Here is a 19292-nt window from a genome sequence, read left to right as displayed (position 1 = left end):
TTTATATGTATGTTTTAATTATTAATGTTAAAAAATTACCCTATATTTTTGATATTATTTATATTTTTGTTTTAGTCCAAACTGCATTACGGCCTTTTGATATTAGTTTAATTAATTTTTCTTCTTGTAAACATGCAAATGCTTTATTGATCGTGCTTGGTGAAACATCTGAAAATACCATCCGTATTGCTTCTTTTGTAAAAGGGAGTTCTTGTTTTAATATATACTCTTTAATTTTAAAGCTTTTGTTCCCTTTCAGTTGGTAACTTGTAATATGTACGTCTAGTTCTTTATATGCTTCTAGAATAATATGTAATAGACATTTTAATATAAAGGATACATTGTGCTCTTGAAAATGCCAATTTGCTGAAGATTTATATAGGGCATCATAATAATCTCTCTCGTATTTTTTTATTATTTTATCTAGTGAAATATATTTCACTAGTGAATGTTTACTTTGTAATAGTAATAAAGATATAAGTAGACGTACCATTCTTCCATTTCCAGATTCAAAAGGAAAAATACATATAAAATTAAGTACAAAATTACAAATTAAAATTAGTGGATCAATATCTTTTTGATTTAATAAATAATTATATTCTTCACATAAATTTTTTACTGCTTCTGGGATTTCTTTAATTGTTAAAGGGCGATAGCAATAAAATGAGAAATTAAGTTGCTCATGTTCTTCAAGTAAGATGTCCTGTTTTCTCCACGTTCCACTATCCGAAGTAGCATATTTAAAAAGTTGAAAATGTATTTCTAAGATTGTGCTTGGATCAATAGTAAGCCTTTCATAGTTATTATGAATGAGTGATAGCGCATCAACGTAACAAGATATTTCATCTTCAATCATTGTTTTTGGCGACAGATCATATGTAATTAATTCTTTTAACCTTTTATTTGTTATTTTTAAGTTTTTATACATTGCGACAAAATCTTTGGTATGTTGAAGTTGAGTAGATATTTGCAACTTTTCTAATGTACATGGAAATTCCTTCTCATAGACCTCCAATCTCCCTTGGTATTGCTTTATTTTTCCAATTAGGCTTGCTACATCTAAATTTACCAATAAATTTGTGAATTTTTCGCCAAAAAACGACATATTTTTCCCCTCCTATAATATAAAACTATACAATACTTAACTGGATTTAAAGTGTTTTTTTGAATAATTTTCTAAAAAAAATTAAAAATATAGTTTTTTATGTGTGAAAATTACAATAATTAGGGTCTTTTTGCCTTATTTTGTGACAAGATTTAACATCAGATTAAATAGTTTCATGTTAAAAAGCAGAGTTTTATATTGTGTAATTGCTTTTTATCAATAAGTGAGTCATTGCATATGGGGAAGGGGGAAGTCCTTACTAATGAAGACTATTGCTTTTTACTTACCACAATTTCATGAAATACCTGAAAACGATTTATGGTGGGGAAAGGGTTTTACAGAATGGACCAATGTAAAAAAAGCAAAACCACGTTTTCTGGGACACTATCAGCCTAGGGCTCCATTAAGGGATTATTATTACAATTTGTTAAATTTAGATGTACATAAGTGGCAGATAAATTTAGCAAAACAGTATGGTTTAGATGGTTTTTGCTATTATCACTATTGGTTCAAAGGGAAAAAATTACTAGAAAAACCAATAGAATTGAGAAATCAATGTAAGGAGATTGATTTCCCATATTGCTTATGTTGGGCAAATGAATCTTGGACAAGATCATGGGATGGAAAAGACCAAGAAGTATTAATGCGACAAGAATATGGGGATGAGTCTGATTGGAAAGAACACTTTAATTATCTTTTGCCATTCTTTAAAAACAAAAACTATTTAAATATTAAAGATAAACCGATATTTGTAATTTACCGACCAGCTTCTATACCAAACCTAAATAAAATGTTGAGTCTATGGAATGAATGGGCTCAATCTGAAGGGCTTCTGGGGATACACTTTGTAGAAATGTTAACAATTTTTGAAGATAAATCAGATTTTCCTTTTGATGCTGCTATAGAGTTTGAACCTATGTACACTTTAAAAAAACTAATAGGTAATACAACTTCACTACATCAAGAAAAAAAAGATTTTCACTTAAGTTATGATTTTGTATGGAAAAGAATATTAAACCGTCAAATTAAAGAACGTGAAAGCATATATAAAGGGGCATTTGTAGATTGGGATAACTCTCCAAGGAAAAAAGAAAGCGCTTTAATTATGAAAGGGGCTAATCCTGATAAGTTTAAGAAATATCTTTTACAACATAGTAAGGACACTGACTTTTTATTTATTAATGCTTGGAATGAGTGGGCAGAAGGCACATACCTAGAACCAGATGAAAAGTATGGATATAAATACCTTGAAGCTTTAATGGAGATAAAGAAGAGTCACTTCTAATAAATTGTAACAGCAAGAAGAAGGGGGAAATATTATGACTGATATAAATACTATGATTTCCATTCGAAACATTAAGAAATCATATGGAGATTATACAGTTATTAAGAATTTAAGCATAGATATCCGTAAAGGTGAAATTATAGGATTACTAGGACCGAATGGAGCTGGGAAGACAACACTTATATCGATTTTATCTACTCTTACTCTGCCAGATGAAGGGTATGGTACAGTATGTAACTATGACTTGTATACTGAACGGAATAAGATTAAAAAAAATGTGAGTGTAGTACCTCAAGATTTAGCGCTATACCCGACTTTAACTGCCTATGATAACTTATCTTTTTATGCAGATTTGTATGGATTAAAGGGAAATAGGAAAAAAAGCCGCATAAAAGAAGCTTTGCAATTCGCACAGCTTGAGGATTGGGCACATAAGAGAATTGATACATTTTCAGGTGGTATGAAAAGAAGAATTAATTTAGTGATCGGTTTGTTAAATAAGCCAAAAGTTATTTTCTTAGACGAACCAACAGTGGGAATTGATCCACAATCAAGAAACCATATTTTTAATTGTATTCGCCATCTCGTAGAAGAACTAGGAATCACTGTCATATATACAACTCATCATATGGAAGAAGCTGAGATGTTATGTCATCGTGTAGCAATTTATGATAAGGGTGAAATATTAGATATTGATACCCCAAAAAATTTAATAACAAAGTATGGGGAAAATTATTTAGAGGTTGTAATATCAAATATTCCAGAAGAATTTATACATAAAACAAAAATGATTGCTGATGTGAAGTCCTGCACTTTGGTAGATAAAAAAGTCATCATTCAATGCGTAGATAGTTTTAATGTTACAAGAGAAGTTATGAAATTAATTCAAAAGTATAATTTGAAAATCGAATTATTTAATGTTAAAAATTCTAATTTAGAAAATGTATTTTTACATCTAACTGGTAAAAATTTAAGGTCTTAAATGAAAGGAGATGGTAAAAATGAAAGCTTGGTATATAGCTAAGAAGGATCTACTTATTCTTTTAAAGGATATCCCTGGTCTAATCTATTTATTTATTACACCTATTATAGTTATTGCAGTTGCTAGTTTTGCATTATCAAATGTATTTGATAGTAAGACAGAAAAATTCAAGATTCCTATAGTAGTAAATGATAATGGAGAACTTTCTAAAAGGGTTATTGAGGAATTGAAAAAAATCCCTGCCCTTGAGATAGAAGAAACTTATGAACTAAATGGTAAAAAGAAAGCATATACAGAAGAACAGGTAAAAAAGGAAGTTCAAACTAAAAAAGCGGCAATCGTCATCCCTAAGGATTTCACACAAAATGTATATTCAGGGACAGAGGCCAAAGTCATCATCATAGAAGATGAAGTTGATCGCATTATTCCAAGTGTTGTTTCAAATGCTGTAACTCAAATTGTGTCAGAAATACAAAGAGATATGACTAAAGAGATTGTAAAACAAGCCTCTGCCCAAATGGAAGTAAATGTGAAAGTAGAGTTTAAAGAATTAGCATCAGATAATGAACATAAACCTACTCCATTTGAATCTAATGTACCGGGATATGCCGTAATGTTTGTACTTTTAGGTACTGCTGCAGCTGCAGGTGCATTAGTAGAAGAGAGAGAGAATGGAACGTTAAGAAAAATTCTTACTTTACCTATTAATACATTATCAATCATTTTTGGAAAGATGCTCTCATGCTTTATAACAGCTATTGTTCAATGTGCAGTCCTTTTTAGCGTAGGACATTTTGTATTTGGAATGTGGCTAGGGAAAAGTGTATTAGGAATTATATTACTAGTGATATGTACTGCATTTGCAGCTTCAAGCCTAGCAATTTTATTAGCCTCTATATGTCAAACAAGATCCCAAGCAAATGGTATTTCAATTTTAATCGTGTTAACCATGTCTGCTTTAGGTGGATCTTGGTGGCCACTTTATATAGAGCCTGAATGGATGCAAAACCTAGCGCATATTACGATTACAGCCTGGGCAATGGGAGGCTTTAACGATTTATTAGTATATAACAAAGAATTCTCCTCTGTTCTTATTCCATCAGCTGCATTAATTGGTATGGGAATTTTATTTTTAACAATCTCCATACAAAAATTTCGACGTTCTTATGAAAAGTAGGTGAAATAAGTGTACTTAGTAAAAAATGAGGTGAATGTTCGTTTTGGGGAATGCGATCCTATGGGAATTGCTCACCATTCTCATTATTTTCATTGGTTTGAGCTGGGTAGGTTTCAAATGCTAGATATGACAGGTATAAACCAGTATTTAAAACAGGAAAAATTGTATTTTCCAATTATTGATATAAGATGTACCTACAAAAAATCAGCTCGTTTTCAAGACGACTTAATTGTAGAAACCTATCTTAAGAATGAAAGTAAAATTTATATAGAATTTGTTTATAAATTATTCCGCAAGAGATGCCGAGTTTTGCTAGCGGAAGGATTTTCAAAACATGTTTTAACACGGTCGAATAATCAATTAATTAGTAGATTACCAGAAGAAATTTTAGAAAAGATTCAATTTGAAAATAGCGGGGGTGTCATATGATTACATTTATTTTTCCAGGACAAGGGTCCCAATCAGTAGGGATGTGTAAAGGGTATTTAGATAAATACCCAGACATATTTGTACCATTATTTGAAGAAGCAAATGATACGCTTGGATTTGATTTAAAGCAATTATGTTTATATGGGCCAAGTGAAAAATTAATAGAAACAAGTGTTACACAACCAGCTATTCTCACGGTAAGCACAGGAATATCAAGGCTTTTACATTTGAACGGTATAAGGCCATCTAAAGTGGCCGGTCATAGCTTAGGACAATTTTCTGCCCTAGTAGAAGTAGGTTCTTTACAATTTTCAGATGCGCTATCCATTGTTCGAAAGCGCGGTCAACTGATGAGTAATGTAAAGAGAGAGGGATGCATGTTAGGGGTTGTGTCGAATACTTATCAAACATTATTTGAAGTTATAGAGGAATCTAAACAATATGAAATTGATATTGCTGCCTATAATTCCCCTACACAGGTTATTTTTTCTGGAGAGAGTAAGAGCATTCTTAGGTTTCAAAAGGTATTAGATCAAAAAAACGGTATAAAAACTAAAATACTCTCAACTAGTCATGCATTTCATTCGCGTTTAATGGAAGAAATGGTTCTTGAGTTTAAGGAGTATTTAAATTTATTTTCGTTAAAAAGTGCCCAAATACCAATTGTTTTAAACTGTTCAGGAAAATCAACTACAGATAGAATCAATATTTTACAAGATATAAAAAGACAATGTGTAGATCCAGTTATGTGGCAAGACACTATCTATACTTTATTGAATAATGGTACGAAACACTTTATAGAAGTAGGTCCCGGAAATACGTTAACCAAGTTATGTCGCTCCTTTAAACAGAACATATCTGTATCCTCTACAGAAACACCGATGTATTTAAAAAGAAGTCTTAATATGATAGAGAAAGAATTTAAGGAGGAACGGGTCTATGTTTAATGGAAACGAAGTGGCGTTAGTTATCGGAGGATCAAGAGGCATTGGTAAAGCAATAACAATGGACCTAGCCAATCAGGGCTTAACTGTTTACTTTACGTTTCAAAGTAATCAAAAATCAGCAAATGAAATAGCCAACACTATAGAAGCAAAAGGTGGAAAGGCATTTCCTATGCATGTAGATATTACAAATGAAGATTCTATTCATAAATTGTTTCAACACATACGCTCAAAGGAAAAAAGAATAGATATTTTAGTAAATAATGCAGGAGTTATTAATGATGGATTTGCTGCAATGATGAGCGAGGAAAAGTGGGATCATGTGGTTGATTTAAATTTAAAAGGAACATTTCTTTGTTGTCGACAAGCATTAAGAATCATGATGAGACAGAAAAGAGGTTCTATAGTAAATATCACGTCGACAAGTGGAATAACGGGTGCAAGGGGGCAATGTAATTACTCTGCTTCAAAGGGTGGGGTTATTTCTTTAACCAAGACCTTAGCATTAGAAGGTGGGGAATTCGGCATTAGGGTTAATGCAGTTGCACCTGGTTTTATACAAACAGATATGACAAAAGGAATGGATCAACAAACATTAAAAAGGATGTTAGAACTAGTGCCACTTGGCAGAATTGGGGAACCTAAAGAGGTAGCACATCTAACAACATTTTTATCCTCTAATTATGCAAGTTATATCACTGGGAAAGTTTTTACAGTGGATGGTGGATTAGTTAATGGCTAAACAATAGATGATTAAATGACGAATTTTGAGTTAAACAAGGAAATGGGGAAAACAGATGTTTACGTATGTAGAAACAAAAATTATTGCTGCAAAAAGAAAACAATTAACTACTAGAATTAAAGAAATTATTACTGAGAGATTAGATTTAGAAGTCGAACCGCATTTCATTACTGATGATCAGCCATTATTCGGAAGAGGCTTAGGAGTGGACTCCTTGGATGCATTAGAGCTATTTCTGGCAATTGAAGAGGAATTTGGAGTTGCAGTGTATGACGAGAATATGGCAGTACTGGGTTCCATTAATAAAATTGCTGATTTTATTGAAGAAAATAGGGAGGATGATGTGAAGTGAGACCGGTATTAAATGCAGATCAAATCCGAAATATCTTACCACATAAATGGCCATTCCTTTTCTTAGATAGAGTTATTCAACTTGAGCCAGGAAAGAGTGGAATTGGTATTAAAAATGTAACAATAAGTGAACCCTTTTTTGAAGGGCACTTTCCAAATGAATCAATTATGCCTGGAGTGTTAATTATTGAGGCTTTGGCACAAATGACGGCTGTTGTTTATGTTACAGGAGAACTAGCAAAAATAGATGCACATGGCGCATGTTCACCTAAAATAGATCCGAGTTCATATGTGGGTTATTTAGTTTCTGTACGTAATATGAAATTTTTAAAACCTGTAGTACCAGGAGACCAGCTAGAATTACATGTCCAAATTGGAAGATCACTTGGGGTAATCTCACAAGTAGAAATCACGGCTTATGTAGATAAAAAGAAAGTTGCTACTGGTAGTATTCAAGTTTCTAAAAGAGTTGAGGAAATATGATCCATGGTATAGATGTTCAAGTTCGTGAGTGTACAGAGGCAGATAGTGAAAAGTTAGCTCACTTTTATAATAAATATCAATATGGACCTATTAAATATGGGTATCCCTTAAATAAGCAAGACATCAAGCAATTATTTCGAGAGCGGAAGATACAGTTATATTTAATTGCTGAATATGAAAATGAAATTATAGCCACCTTATTATTTTCTAGTTTGTCAGGTCAAAGAGCAGCAGTTTCAGATGGAACCTGGGCAGGATTCTTTTTAATCCATCCAGAATTTCGTTCGGGAAATATACCAGATAAATTATTTGCTTATGCAATTAAAAATCTTATTCAACAAGATATTAAGTATATTGATACAGAAGTGAATCCGGATGATAAAGTAGCCATGGCACTCTATAAAAGAGTGGGGTTATATCAAACAAGTAGGTCGTATATAGACTATGATGGCTACTTGAATTTAAGGAGCTATTTACCTTATGTTATTAGTTATCTGTTAGATGCATTTAAACCGATTATTTCAAAAAGTGACCAAGATATATGGTTATCTAGAGGTTGGAAAACAGTTAGGGGATTGAAATCCTTACGTTCTATTCAGAGTAACGCCATAACAAAAAATGGAGTTGAAGTTGTAAAATATGCTATTAATCTTGGAGCAAAAGATGTGAATTGTTGGGTGGATATAAAAAGTGAAAAAATTACTGAGGTAGAAACAGAACAAGTAAGATTCACTAGTTATATTTTAGAAGGAAACAATTTAATTGTTGGAGAGAAGATTCATATCTGTTATGTATATGAAAATCATTTTTCAAATCCTATTGAAGTTAGTATTACATCGAAGATAGGGGACGATTACTTAATTGATTTAAAGAAAACTTTTTATCCAAATAAAAAGTACGAGTGGGAAGAAGTTATAACAGTAAATAAGGAAATAGAGGGAGAGCTTGTTACTAAGTTAAAAGCAAAAGAACTAGAATTATCTGTTCATTTTGGAGTAACCATAGCAAATCCGTTAGAAGTAAATGTTGCTAATTATCCTAAGTTAATTAATGGAAAAGAATCTGCATGTATCGTTAATGTAAAAAATAATTCTTTAGATAGATTAATTTACAAACTACTTATTCAACAAGAAAACTCGAAAATACTAGATTTCAAACCGCTAGAAAAACACCAAATCTGTATCATAGAGCCGAGTGAAATAAAGGATCATATTATTGTATTGAATCCTAAAAAAATTGGTATCACTAATATGACATTTTCGACTGTTAGTCATCAAAATAAAAATATTGGGGAATTAAAGGCAATAATTCCGATTCATGCGCATGGGAAAAATCATGTTTATGAAACAAAAGAATACTTAGTTCTAGAAAATATGTATATAACCGTACAAATAAGTAAAAGTACTGGTTGTTTATATATATATGACCTTAGAAAGCAGCAATTATTGGCAAAAGAAGCATGGCCAGATCTAGATTATCCATTTTTAAATGCAGTAAAAGAGCCGAAAGTAAATGAGCTGTCATGGGAAATAACATCTGATTCATGTTTTGAAATTATTCATGAGGCCACAGGATTAAAGAGAAGCATTTGTTTTTTGTCAGATAAGATAGTTCAAATAAATGATTTCGCACAGGAAGGAAAATATATAAAAATATATCCTTGGTGCATGCTATATGATGCGAAAATGACGGTACCACTAAAGAGTGGGCTAGTTTCTAAACCTATGGTATATGGTGAGTATCCATATGCACTACATGACTATGAATTTGTAAATCAATTTGATCTACCTAGTCACCCAAACATGTATGAGCGAAATTATACATTGTTTGAATCTCAAAATATTAATGTTGGATTTATATGGAAAGGGAATATAGAGCGTATCCTATTTGGATTAAGATGGATGCCAGCGGTAATATTTAAACGGAATGATAAAGAAAAATGTATAACAAAAACGCACTATTATACTTTATGTTCCCATGATAGCAAAGATGAAGTGGAAGAAATCTATAACGATATTACTAGTCATACATCCAAGTTCATATCTAATAAGATTCCGTACTCAATTGAGACTGACCAATTTCATATTATAAATGAAAACGGGGAATTTCATATTCATGGAAGTCTAAAAAACTTATTTTCTTCCATATTAAAGGGGAAATTAACATTGTTTTTCCCTCAGACATCTTACGAACAACAATTGTTTATACAAGACATAGAATCTATAAGCAATTTTAATTTTGAATTTAGTGGAAAGGTTAATTGGTCAAAAGCACATTATGCCGTACTTACGTATCAAGATGAATTAAATAGAAATGCGATAACTAAAAAAATATATCTTTTCCTTAAAGGAAGAAATAAATTAACATATAGCGAAAAAAAACAAGAATATCTAGTTCAAAATAATGTACTAAATTTAAAGATTAAAGTAAACCAAAGTAGTAAAATAACGGAATTTATGTATAAAGATAAAGAGATTTTAAAAGAAAACTCAGTATTAAGTTCTTATAATTTTTTACCCGGTGTAATGATACCAACAGCTAACTCTTATACTCCAGATTGTAGGAAAGATTTGAGCATTAATTCAATATATCTCAATAAAAGTAATCATTCAGTAGTAGCAACGGAAAATACATATAAGGAATTTATTAATCAGATTTTCTGTCAATCTGATGAGTGGAAAGTTAAATATACAACTGTATATGATCTACCTGTTTTACAAATACAATTGAAAAGCCTACAGAAAGATAAAATAAAAACTAGTGTCTTTCACTTATTCTGGGAGAAAAAAGGAAAAACAAAAATTAAAAAGATGTATTATTGGCAGAATGGAGAGCAAAACACGTTAATACCAAATGGCAAACAAAGAAAGATTTATTTAGATAATAAGGTAATTCTCGAATTATCTAATGGGTTATTTGTATCTATTTTAGCATTATCACATAGTACAAAATGTTTTATATACGAATGGCCCAAAAAAGGGATACAAATCGGAATATATGGTAATCAGAATGAGTTTAATGATGGAGATATTCGCTTTAATATTGCAGTTGGAGAAACTTTACTTGATAGTGAATACTTTTCGCAAATTTTAGTAGAGGGGAATAAGACATGAAAGTATTGTTTATTGCACCTAGTCATTTTAGCATTGGTGAGTTGCATAATGCCTTATGTCTAGCTAAACAAATTCAAAAAGACGGGGAAGTTTATTTTTTAACAAGCGAAAAATTCTCATGGTATGCCAGTAAATCTGTAGCCAATGTTACATCACTAACAAAGGGGCTAAAACAAAAAGAGGTTATTAAACAGATAATTAATTCTTTTCAGCCTGATGCAATTGTTTTAGCTGATTACCATAATTTATTTTTAGAGTCTCCAATTATTGATCTTGATTATCTATTTAACCTACACATACCTTGCTTCTCTATTGATTCTTTAGCTTGGGGTAGTGAGGACAGATTATTAGAAAATAAACTATTTAAAAATGCAAACTACAATAGCTTAAAGAAAAGGTCAGTGATTGAACTGCCTAAAATCCCGTCTCAATTTAAGCTAATTAGAACGTGTCCAGTGAATAGTCATAAACAAGATAATAAGAAGATTGTTTCTGTCAAGTTGTATAAAGAAGCTTTACAAGTAGATGAAGAGAGAAAAATGAAAATACGAGCACAACTTGGTTGTAGAGAACAAGATAAGTTAATTATGATTGCAAAATCATCATGGGCCAACTTATTAGTAAAAATGAGGCTCATGGAGAAGAAACAGTACAATGATGCAAAGTTTAGCTATGAATTTGTATTACAAGAACTATTAAGTCTATATCTTCAGGACTTTCCGAGTGATACATGTATTAAATTTATTGGGGTTTCAGATAAGACTAAATTTGTTTCTATGAAAAATGGAGGGAAAATAGAATTTGTTTCACTACCATTTCTTCATTTGGAAGAATACGAGCAACTAATATTATCGTGTGATTTATTTATCACCGATAATATTACATCCTGCTCAATGGGAAAAGCGGTATTTGGAAAAATACCTGTGATTAGTCTTGTAAACCATATGGGAAATGAAGAGTTAAGGGCTCAAAGAGATAGCTTTAAACCTACCTTAAGAAGCATTATAGACAAATGGAATTATATAATACCTAATGGACTTTATCCATTTCTTGTATTTCCAAATGGATGGCATAAAGAATTAGCTCCATTGATGGAGCAAAATGATTATTTTAAATGTGTGTATACTTGTGAAATTTTTGATTTAAAGGAAACTAGTCAAACAATATTTAATATGCTGTATAGCAAAAATGAGATTGATAAATTAAAGAAAATGCAACAACTTTATATAGATAATGTCTGTAATTTACCGACAATAAATGATGTGATAAAGAGAGAATTGGGGGCACTTAATCATGAGTAATCAAATTAATATACAAAAAGAGAAAAATGAAGCATATGATGCAGTACGTAGCGGAATAGGTGTAATAGATTTATCAGAAACAGGAAGAATTGTTGTAAAAGGGGAGGATCATGTAGAATTCCTAGATCGTTTAGTTACGAAAGATATTATGTTTATGGAAGAAGAAACTACACTCTTTACCTTATTGTTACAAGAAGATGGGACTGTAATCGATATAATTAATCTATTTAAAAATGAGGATTCTATTACAATTATTACTACAGCGCATAAAAAGGGTACTGTACTAGCTTGGTTAGAAAATCAAAAGACAAATGGCATTGAGATTATAGATATAAGTCAAACGCATTCTCTCCTTGGATTTGAAGGACCTTATGCATGGAGATTAGCTCAAAAATTTTTAGATTTCGAAATATCATCACTACCATTTCAATCGTTTGTGTTAAATCAATTATTTGGAAAGGAAATTCTATTGGCAAGAACAGGTGTAACAGCAGAGTATGGTTATCAATTATTGTTTGAAAAATACTTGGAACCAATAGTAGTTGAAACCATAAATTCTTTTAAAGATGACGATATTAACTTAAAAAGAGTGGATTGGGAAACATTAGAGACGTTAATGTTAGAAATTCGACATCCATATTTTGAATTTAAACATTTAGAAGAACTAAATATTTTCGAAGCTAGTTTAGAATGGTTTATTGATTTTTATAAAGATGAATTTTATGGGAGAGAATCCTTAGAACAGCAATCTGAAGCTGGCGTAAATAAAAGAATTGTGGGATTCACGACAGGAATAGAGAGCAGAATTACAGTTAATGATGAAATTTTTATAGAGGAACAATTAATTGGTAAAGTTATTGAACTTAAAGAAAGTCCTGTATTAGACATGAGACTCGGAATTGCTTTATTAGACGAACCATTTGCTGTTTCAGGAATTGGATTTTATGTGAAAAATAAAGAAAATGCTTTGTATGAGGCACATACTCAGTCCTCACCATATATTCTACCTAAATCATGGTCAATCAAAATACTGTAAAGGTGATGGCATATGAACATGAATAATCAACGAATCGTCGTAACTGGCATGGGAATTATTTGTTCAAACGGAAATAGTGTAAAAGAATTTTGGGATAATATTCAATCTGGGAAATCTGGTATTAAAGTAATCCAAAATATCGATATGGCTGAAATGGTAACAGATTATGGTGGAGAGATTGAAAACCTTCAGGTAGATGATTACTTCTTTAAGGATGAAATAAAGGATATGGATCGCTGTGGAAAATTAGGTGTCATGGCGGCAAGAGAAGCGGTAGAAAACGCAAAATTAAAAATAGAAAACTTTAATCCATACCGAATTGGAATATCATTAGGCACATCTTTAGGAGGCATGTTGAGCGGGGAAGAATTTCATAATCAGTGGATTAAAGATGGAATTGAAAAAGCAGATGAAACGTTACTTTTTAAGTATCCAATCCATACGCCCTGTGACAATATTACGCGAGATTTAAAAATAAAAGGGCCAAAAATGATTATTTCGAATGCATGTGCCGCTGGTACAAATTCAATTGGATTTGCGCTGGATACAATTCGAAATAACAAAGCAGATATCATGATAACCGGTGGTGTAGATCCCTTATCTAAATTGTCAATGAGTGGTTTTAATAGTTTACAAGCACTAGCACCAACGCCACCATCGCCCTATAGCAAGAGTAATGGCGTGGTAATCGGAGAAGGTGCAGCTATTCTTGTTTTGGAATCATTAGATCATGCGATTAAAAGGGGTGCAAATATCCTAGCTGAAGTAGTAGATTACGATTTATCTTCAGATGCATATCATCAGACAGCACCAGATCCAGGTGGGGAAGGTGCTTTGAGATCCATGCGAGGTGCTTTAAAAAAAGCCAGCATAGATGCTAAGGAAGTAAGCTATATCAATGGACATGGTACAGGTACACCAGCAAATGATGTATCAGAGCCAAAAGCAATTCGTACATTAATTAATGAAAATAAGACACCAGTTTCTTCAACTAAATCAATGATAGGACATATGTTAGGAGCAGCAGGGGCGGCGGAAGCAGTAACAAGTATTCTTGCTATTCAACATGGATATTTACCTCCAACTATAAACTTTGAAGTTGAAAGTCAAAAGTTTAATCTAGATTTTGTACCTAACATAGGTAGGGTAAGTGATTTGAGTTATGTACTATCAAATTCATTTGCTTTCGGTGGAAACAATGCAAGTATCTTATTCTGTAAGTACAATGAGAACCTTGAGTTATCAGCGGCAAAGGAAAAGCTAATTAAAGAAAAAAAAGTCGTAATTACTGGTGTAGGGGGACTTGCTGGGAATTCTTCAAACCTTCAAGAAATTAAAGATTGTATGTTTAAGGGAAAGAGTGGTACCTCAAAGATTAAACATTGGAACGACAATCCTAAGTGCATACAAGCCGGGAAAATACCAGAACAAAACTATCGAAGGCTAATACATCCTAATTTATTAAGGAAGATGGATTCAATTAGCAAACATGCAGTATTGTCAGTGAAAATGGCTATAGAAAACGGGAACTTAAAGATAGATAAAAACAATAGGGACAAGATAGGAATTATTTTTGCAACTGGTACAGGACCAGTTGGAACGGTAGAATCATTTAACCGAATTATTATCCAAGAGGGTGTTAAGGCCGCCAATGCTAAATTATTTCCAAACACAGTTATGAACGCAGCAGCTGGACATATTTCATTAAACTTTAAAATAAAAGGGCCTACTTCAACTATTTCATGTGGTGGGGTTTCTGGTATTAGTGCACTGTACTATGCCTATGCCATGATTCAATCTAGTGATTATGACACATTCATTGTGGTAACGGCAGATGAAGTAAATAATCCAATAATAGAGGGACACTCAAAAATAAAAAGGTACTTAACAACTGAGAATATAAGGCCTTTTGATTGTAATAGTAGCGGTACCATACTTGGTGAAGGGAGCGTTGCCTTTATTGTAGAAAGTGAGGAGGCAGCGTTAAAAAGAAATGGTAATATTTTAGCTGAAATTAAAGGTTTTGGATTAACATCTGATGACAGTAAAATTGGGGACTTAAATCATCTAGGAAAGGCATGGGAGGAATCTATGCGTTTAGCAATGAAAGAGGCGATGATTTCTCCAGGAGAGATAGAATATATTTGTGCAGCTGCCAATGGTCATAAATATTTTGACCGTATTGAAGAGAGAGTTATAGAACGTACATTCGGTATCGGGGCTCCTGTTAGTGCCACAAAATCTATCTTTGGGGAAACTCATGCAACTTCAGGCCTTCTTTCTCTCATTAGTGTAATATGTGCATTTGATGGTGAAATACCAGCTACGCAAAATGTAAAGAGTCATAGAGGAAGAATAGATCTCGTCACAGAAAATCCTCGTAAGGCTCCGGTGAGCAATGCCTTAATTAGTACATATTCTTATGGTGGTAATTATAATTCTGTTGTAATAGGAAAATATTTAAATTAATTATTTATGTAGGAGGCCACTTTTATTAAGTATGTATCGGTCTCCTGCAAAATAAGCTATATAGTTTTTAAAGCTTAAGCTCTTAATTGAGCATATCAGAAAAACTATGAAGGAGCATAATGCCATGAAAGGTATCATTCTTGCAGGTGGAAACGGTACTAGATTGTACCCCCTTACCCAAATTGTATCAAAGCAATTATTACCTATCTATGATAAACCCATGATTTATTATCCTTTATCAGTACTAATGTTGGCGGGTATAAGAGAGATACTAATTATTTCAACGCCACAAGATATTAATAAATTTGAGCAAATGTTAGGTGATGGTTCAAAATATGGAATTACCCTTTCATATACTGTTCAGCCTTATCCAGAAGGTATAGCACAAGCATTTATTATAGCTGAGGAATTTATTGGAAATGATAATGTAGCTTTAATTCTTGGCGATAATATCTTTTATGGTCATGGACTAACAGAATTACTAGAAAAGGCTGTTAAGAAGACTAGGGGAGCTACAGTTTTTGGTTATTATGTCAATGATCCAGAGCGCTTTGGGGTAGTAGAGTTTGATTCTAAAAAGCATGTGATTGATATCATGGAAAAGCCAAAGGAACCAAAATCAAACTATGCAGTAACTGGCCTGTATTTTTATGATAAACGTGTGATAGGAATAGCAAAAAATATTAAACCATCTAATCGTGGGGAATTAGAGATAACAGATATAAACAAAGAATATCTTGAAATGGGAGAATTAGAAGTTGAATTATTGGGAAGAGGCTATGCATGGCTGGATACAGGTACACACGAATCATTATTAGAAGCAGCACAATTTATAGAGACAATTGAGAAAAGACAGAGTTTAAAAGTAGCTTGTTTAGAAGAAATTGCATTTAAAAAGAAATATATAACCAAGCAGCAACTATTAAAAATGGCAAATTCGGTAAAGGAAAATCAATACAGCCGATATTTATTAAGGGTTGCCCATCAATAGCATTTAAATGAATGGAGAGAGAAGAATGCGTAAAATTCATACAGCATTAGATGGTGTTTTTATTATAGAGCTTGATAAATGCAGTGACAAACGTGGTTACTTCATTGAAACATGTAATAAGAAAAAATTTGAACTCTTAGATATACAGGGAGACTTTGTACAAGATAATCAATCATTATCTGTTCACACAGGCACGATACGTGGGCTGCATTATCAGTTGAATCCTAAAGCCCAAATGAAGGTAGTGAGCTGCATTTCTGGTTCTATTTACGATGTAGTTGTAGATATCCGAAAGGGCTCCCCAACGTATGGACGATGGTTCGGAACAATTTTAAATGAGTATAATAACCGTCTACTTACCGTTCCTAAAGGGTTTGCTCATGGTTTTTGTACTACAGAACCTAATACTATTGTCCAGTATAAAGTAGATGAGTATTATTCACCTAACCATGAAGAGGGAATTCTATGGAATGATGAAACAATAGGGATTTTATGGCCAACTAATCAACCAATTTTATCAGAGAAAGATAAAAAACTACCTAGATTAAAAGATACTAATGTCAACTTTGTTTATGGAGATGATTTTAATTGAAATTATTAATAACGGGTGGGGCAGGATTTATTGGTAGTAATTTTATTCGGTATATGTTAAAGAAATATCCTCAATACCAAATTGTAAATGTAGATTTATTAACATATGCAGGAAATTTATTTAATTTAAAGGAAATATCACTAAATCAAAATTATAAATTCATCAAAGGGGATATTTCAAATGAAATATTCATAGATAAGCTATTTAAAAAAGAGAAATTTGATTATGTATTAAATTTCGCAGCAGAATCTCACGTTGATAGAAGTATTAAAAATCCCCATATCTTTGTCCAAACTAACATATTAGGTACACAAGCCTTATTACACTCAGCATATAAAACAAAAGTGAAAAAGTTTGTACAAATTTCTACAGATGAAGTATATGGGACATTATCTCAAACGGGTGCGTTTACAGAGCATTCAATAATAGCTCCTAATAGTCCTTATAGTGCAAGTAAAGCTAGTGCGGACTTAATGGTACGAGCGTATCATGAGACATTCGGTTTACCTATGAATATAACTCGTTGTTCCAATAATTATGGTCCCTATCAGTTCACGGAAAAATTAATACCATTAACAATAACTCATGCGTTAAATAATAAAAATATTCCTCTATACGGTGATGGATTACATATAAGAGATTGGCTTCATGTAGAGGATCACTGTGTAGCTATTGATTTAGTTCTGCATGGTGGAGCAGATGGGCACATTTATAATATCGGAGGAGATAATGAATATACAAATCTAGATATTGTACAAAAAGTACTCAAATTCCTAAATAAAGATCAATCGCAAATTACATTTACCTCAGATCGCTTAGGACATGATAGACGTTACGCCATGGATGCTACTAAGTTGAAAGAAGAATTAGGTTGGACACCACACTATCTATTTGATGATGGACTTACCCAAACAATTAAGTGGTATATAGATAACCGTACGTGGTGGGAATGAATTTTATTAACTAAAAATTACATAAGTTAAACGAGGAATTTTAAAATGAAGATACTGATAACGGGAGTAGATGGACAACTAGGACAAACTTTAATGCAAGTACTCAGCAGAACACATCATGAGCTATATGGTGTGAATCGTACCACGTTAGATATTACAAATAAAATAAGAGTTAGCTCTTATCTTGATAGGTTAAAGCCAGATGTAATTGTACACTGTGCAGCATTTACAAATGTAGATGGGGCAGAGAAAAATAAAGGATTGGTATATGAAGTAAATGTATTAGGTACCAAGTATATTGCTCAAGCTGCAGGAAGAATAAAATGTAAATTTGTATATATTAGTACGGATTATGTGTTTGATGGCGAAAAGCATACACCATACAATCTTGTGGATCATCCTAATCCATTAAATATATATGGAGAAACAAAATTGGCTGGAGAACATTTAGTAACAAAATACACGAATAAGCATTTTATTATAAGAACTTCGTGGATATTTGGAAAGGGAGACGGTCACTTTATCGCTAAGATAAGAAAAATAGCAAATCTATACGGTGAAGTCCGCGTGGTATCTGACCAGTTTGGTTCACCTACCTATGCACTAGATTTAGCAAATTTTATTGAAGAGTTAATAGAGACGGATCAATACGGATTATATCATGTGACAAACGAAGGAATATGTTCATGGCATGAGTTTGCAGTTGAATTTTTTAAAGGCTTCAATAAAGACATAAATATAATTCCCTTAATGACGGAAGAATTCCCGCAAATAGCCAATAGACCTAAATACTCAGTGTTAAGCAAAGATTGCATTATCCTGAATGGATTAAAACCATTAAGACATTGGAAAGAAGCATTAAAAGAGTATAAGGAACAATTTAATAGTAGATAATCATTTTAATTTATATAAAATTAGCCAGTAAATATAGCATTATTTTTTAGTAAGTTGCAGTTGAATTTTTTAGAAATTTGTCGTTTATAAAGTATTAACTGTAAAATAAAAAACCACTACTTAAAGTAGTGGTTTTTTATTTTACAACTATACATTAAATCGTAACAAAAGCCATTATACATTCGCTGAAAGATTAACGGTACATTCACTATTTTAGCATAGTTGCATTCAAATAAATGTTCCAATCTAGTGAACTTTCAAGTTTGAATAGATTTAGATAATACCTATTATGTAATTAATTCATTATTACAGATGGGCATAAATTAATAATTAGTATTTGAATTAGTTTCCCTCAAAGAATCAAACAGAAAAAACAATTATGGCGTAAAAACAATTTAAACATGTATAAACATTGAAATCACAGGAGTAATGCTTTAATAATTTG

Annotated in this window: 17 protein-coding genes; 16 read left to right on the top strand and 1 reads right to left on the bottom strand. The window is 32.1% G+C overall.

All coding sequences use genetic code 11. The features are described from left to right. Nucleotides 1–58: 58 nt before the first annotated feature. The gene (locus tag AC1Q8L_RS27300; protein WP_000007498.1) at nucleotides 59–1105 is read right to left on the bottom strand and encodes a Fic family protein; all 1047 of its coding nucleotides are present in this window, start codon (nucleotides 1103–1105) and stop codon (nucleotides 59–61) included. A 262-nt stretch (nucleotides 1106–1367) separates the two neighbouring features. Here AC1Q8L_RS27300 and AC1Q8L_RS27295 point away from each other — a divergent pair, with 262 nt between their 5' ends. The 16 genes from AC1Q8L_RS27295 (at nucleotide 1368) to rfbD (ending at nucleotide 18847) form a co-directional block, all read left to right on the top strand. Then, nucleotides 1368–2390 (top strand): glycosyltransferase WbsX family protein, encoded by a 1023-nt coding sequence (locus AC1Q8L_RS27295; protein ID WP_492339534.1) that lies wholly within the window; start codon nucleotides 1368–1370, stop codon nucleotides 2388–2390. 34 nt (nucleotides 2391–2424) lie between these two features. After that, on the top strand, nucleotides 2425–3372 hold the full coding sequence (locus AC1Q8L_RS27290) for an ABC transporter ATP-binding protein (protein ID WP_335467390.1): 948 nt from the start codon (nucleotides 2425–2427) through the stop codon (nucleotides 3370–3372). A gap of 19 nt (nucleotides 3373–3391) precedes the next feature. Further along, the gene (locus AC1Q8L_RS27285) at nucleotides 3392–4549 is read left to right on the top strand and encodes an ABC transporter permease (protein ID WP_071714028.1); all 1158 of its coding nucleotides are present in this window, start codon (nucleotides 3392–3394) and stop codon (nucleotides 4547–4549) included. A gap of 9 nt (nucleotides 4550–4558) precedes the next feature. After that, nucleotides 4559–4978 carry an acyl-CoA thioesterase gene (locus AC1Q8L_RS27280; protein WP_000281617.1) on the top strand — a complete coding sequence of 140 codons (420 nt, stop codon included), beginning with the start codon at nucleotides 4559–4561 and terminating at the stop codon, nucleotides 4976–4978. Continuing rightward, nucleotides 4975–5925: an ACP S-malonyltransferase gene (locus tag AC1Q8L_RS27275; protein ID WP_071714029.1), complete on the top strand. Its 951-nt coding sequence runs from the start codon at nucleotides 4975–4977 to the stop codon at nucleotides 5923–5925. The genes AC1Q8L_RS27280 and AC1Q8L_RS27275 overlap by 4 nt, the downstream gene beginning before the upstream one ends. Further along, nucleotides 5918–6664, top strand: a complete 747-nt coding sequence (gene fabG, locus AC1Q8L_RS27270) for a 3-oxoacyl-[acyl-carrier-protein] reductase (RefSeq protein ID WP_000481738.1) — start codon at nucleotides 5918–5920, stop codon at nucleotides 6662–6664. The genes AC1Q8L_RS27275 and fabG overlap by 8 nt, the downstream gene beginning before the upstream one ends. 55 nt (nucleotides 6665–6719) lie before the next feature. After that, nucleotides 6720–7016 (top strand): acyl carrier protein, encoded by a 297-nt coding sequence (locus AC1Q8L_RS27265; RefSeq protein ID WP_071714030.1) that lies wholly within the window; start codon nucleotides 6720–6722, stop codon nucleotides 7014–7016. Next, nucleotides 7013–7498, top strand: a complete 486-nt coding sequence (fabZ, locus tag AC1Q8L_RS27260; RefSeq protein WP_151614267.1) for a 3-hydroxyacyl-ACP dehydratase FabZ — start codon at nucleotides 7013–7015, stop codon at nucleotides 7496–7498. Before AC1Q8L_RS27265 ends, fabZ begins: the two co-directional genes overlap by 4 nt. After that, entirely contained in the window at nucleotides 7495–10611 is a 3117-nt protein-coding gene (locus tag AC1Q8L_RS27255; RefSeq protein ID WP_071714031.1) for a GNAT family N-acetyltransferase, read from the top strand. The genes fabZ and AC1Q8L_RS27255 overlap by 4 nt, the downstream gene beginning before the upstream one ends. Next, a complete protein-coding gene (locus AC1Q8L_RS27250) occupies nucleotides 10608–11912 on the top strand; it encodes a DUF6365 family protein (RefSeq protein ID WP_492339533.1) in 1305 nt (434 codons plus the stop codon). Before AC1Q8L_RS27255 ends, AC1Q8L_RS27250 begins: the two co-directional genes overlap by 4 nt. Then, complete coding sequence (locus tag AC1Q8L_RS27245) at nucleotides 11905–12948, top strand: aminomethyltransferase family protein (protein WP_098212062.1); 1044 nt, start codon at nucleotides 11905–11907, stop codon at nucleotides 12946–12948. The genes AC1Q8L_RS27250 and AC1Q8L_RS27245 overlap by 8 nt, the downstream gene beginning before the upstream one ends. A gap of 12 nt (nucleotides 12949–12960) precedes the next feature. After that, a complete protein-coding gene (locus AC1Q8L_RS27240) occupies nucleotides 12961–15417 on the top strand; it encodes a beta-ketoacyl-[acyl-carrier-protein] synthase family protein (protein ID WP_492339532.1) in 2457 nt (818 codons plus the stop codon). A gap of 124 nt (nucleotides 15418–15541) precedes the next feature. Beyond that, a complete protein-coding gene (gene rfbA, locus AC1Q8L_RS27235) occupies nucleotides 15542–16408 on the top strand; it encodes a glucose-1-phosphate thymidylyltransferase RfbA (RefSeq protein ID WP_098212065.1) in 867 nt (288 codons plus the stop codon). Nucleotides 16409–16433: 25 nt separating this feature from the next. Then, a complete protein-coding gene (gene rfbC, locus AC1Q8L_RS27230) occupies nucleotides 16434–17000 on the top strand; it encodes a dTDP-4-dehydrorhamnose 3,5-epimerase (protein WP_001226084.1) in 567 nt (188 codons plus the stop codon). Further along, the gene (gene rfbB / locus AC1Q8L_RS27225) at nucleotides 16997–17953 is read left to right on the top strand and encodes a dTDP-glucose 4,6-dehydratase (RefSeq protein ID WP_151614270.1); all 957 of its coding nucleotides are present in this window, start codon (nucleotides 16997–16999) and stop codon (nucleotides 17951–17953) included. The genes rfbC and rfbB overlap by 4 nt, the downstream gene beginning before the upstream one ends. Nucleotides 17954–17998: 45 nt before the next feature. After that, nucleotides 17999–18847 carry a dTDP-4-dehydrorhamnose reductase gene (gene rfbD / locus AC1Q8L_RS27220; RefSeq protein ID WP_098212070.1) on the top strand — a complete coding sequence of 283 codons (849 nt, stop codon included), beginning with the start codon at nucleotides 17999–18001 and terminating at the stop codon, nucleotides 18845–18847. Nucleotides 18848–19292: the final 445 nt, after the last annotated feature.

The organism is Bacillus sp. GW823-FHT06A11 (assembly GCF_058795355.1).
Note: the sequence above shows the minus strand (reverse complement) of the source record. Positions and strands in the feature narration are given on the sequence as shown.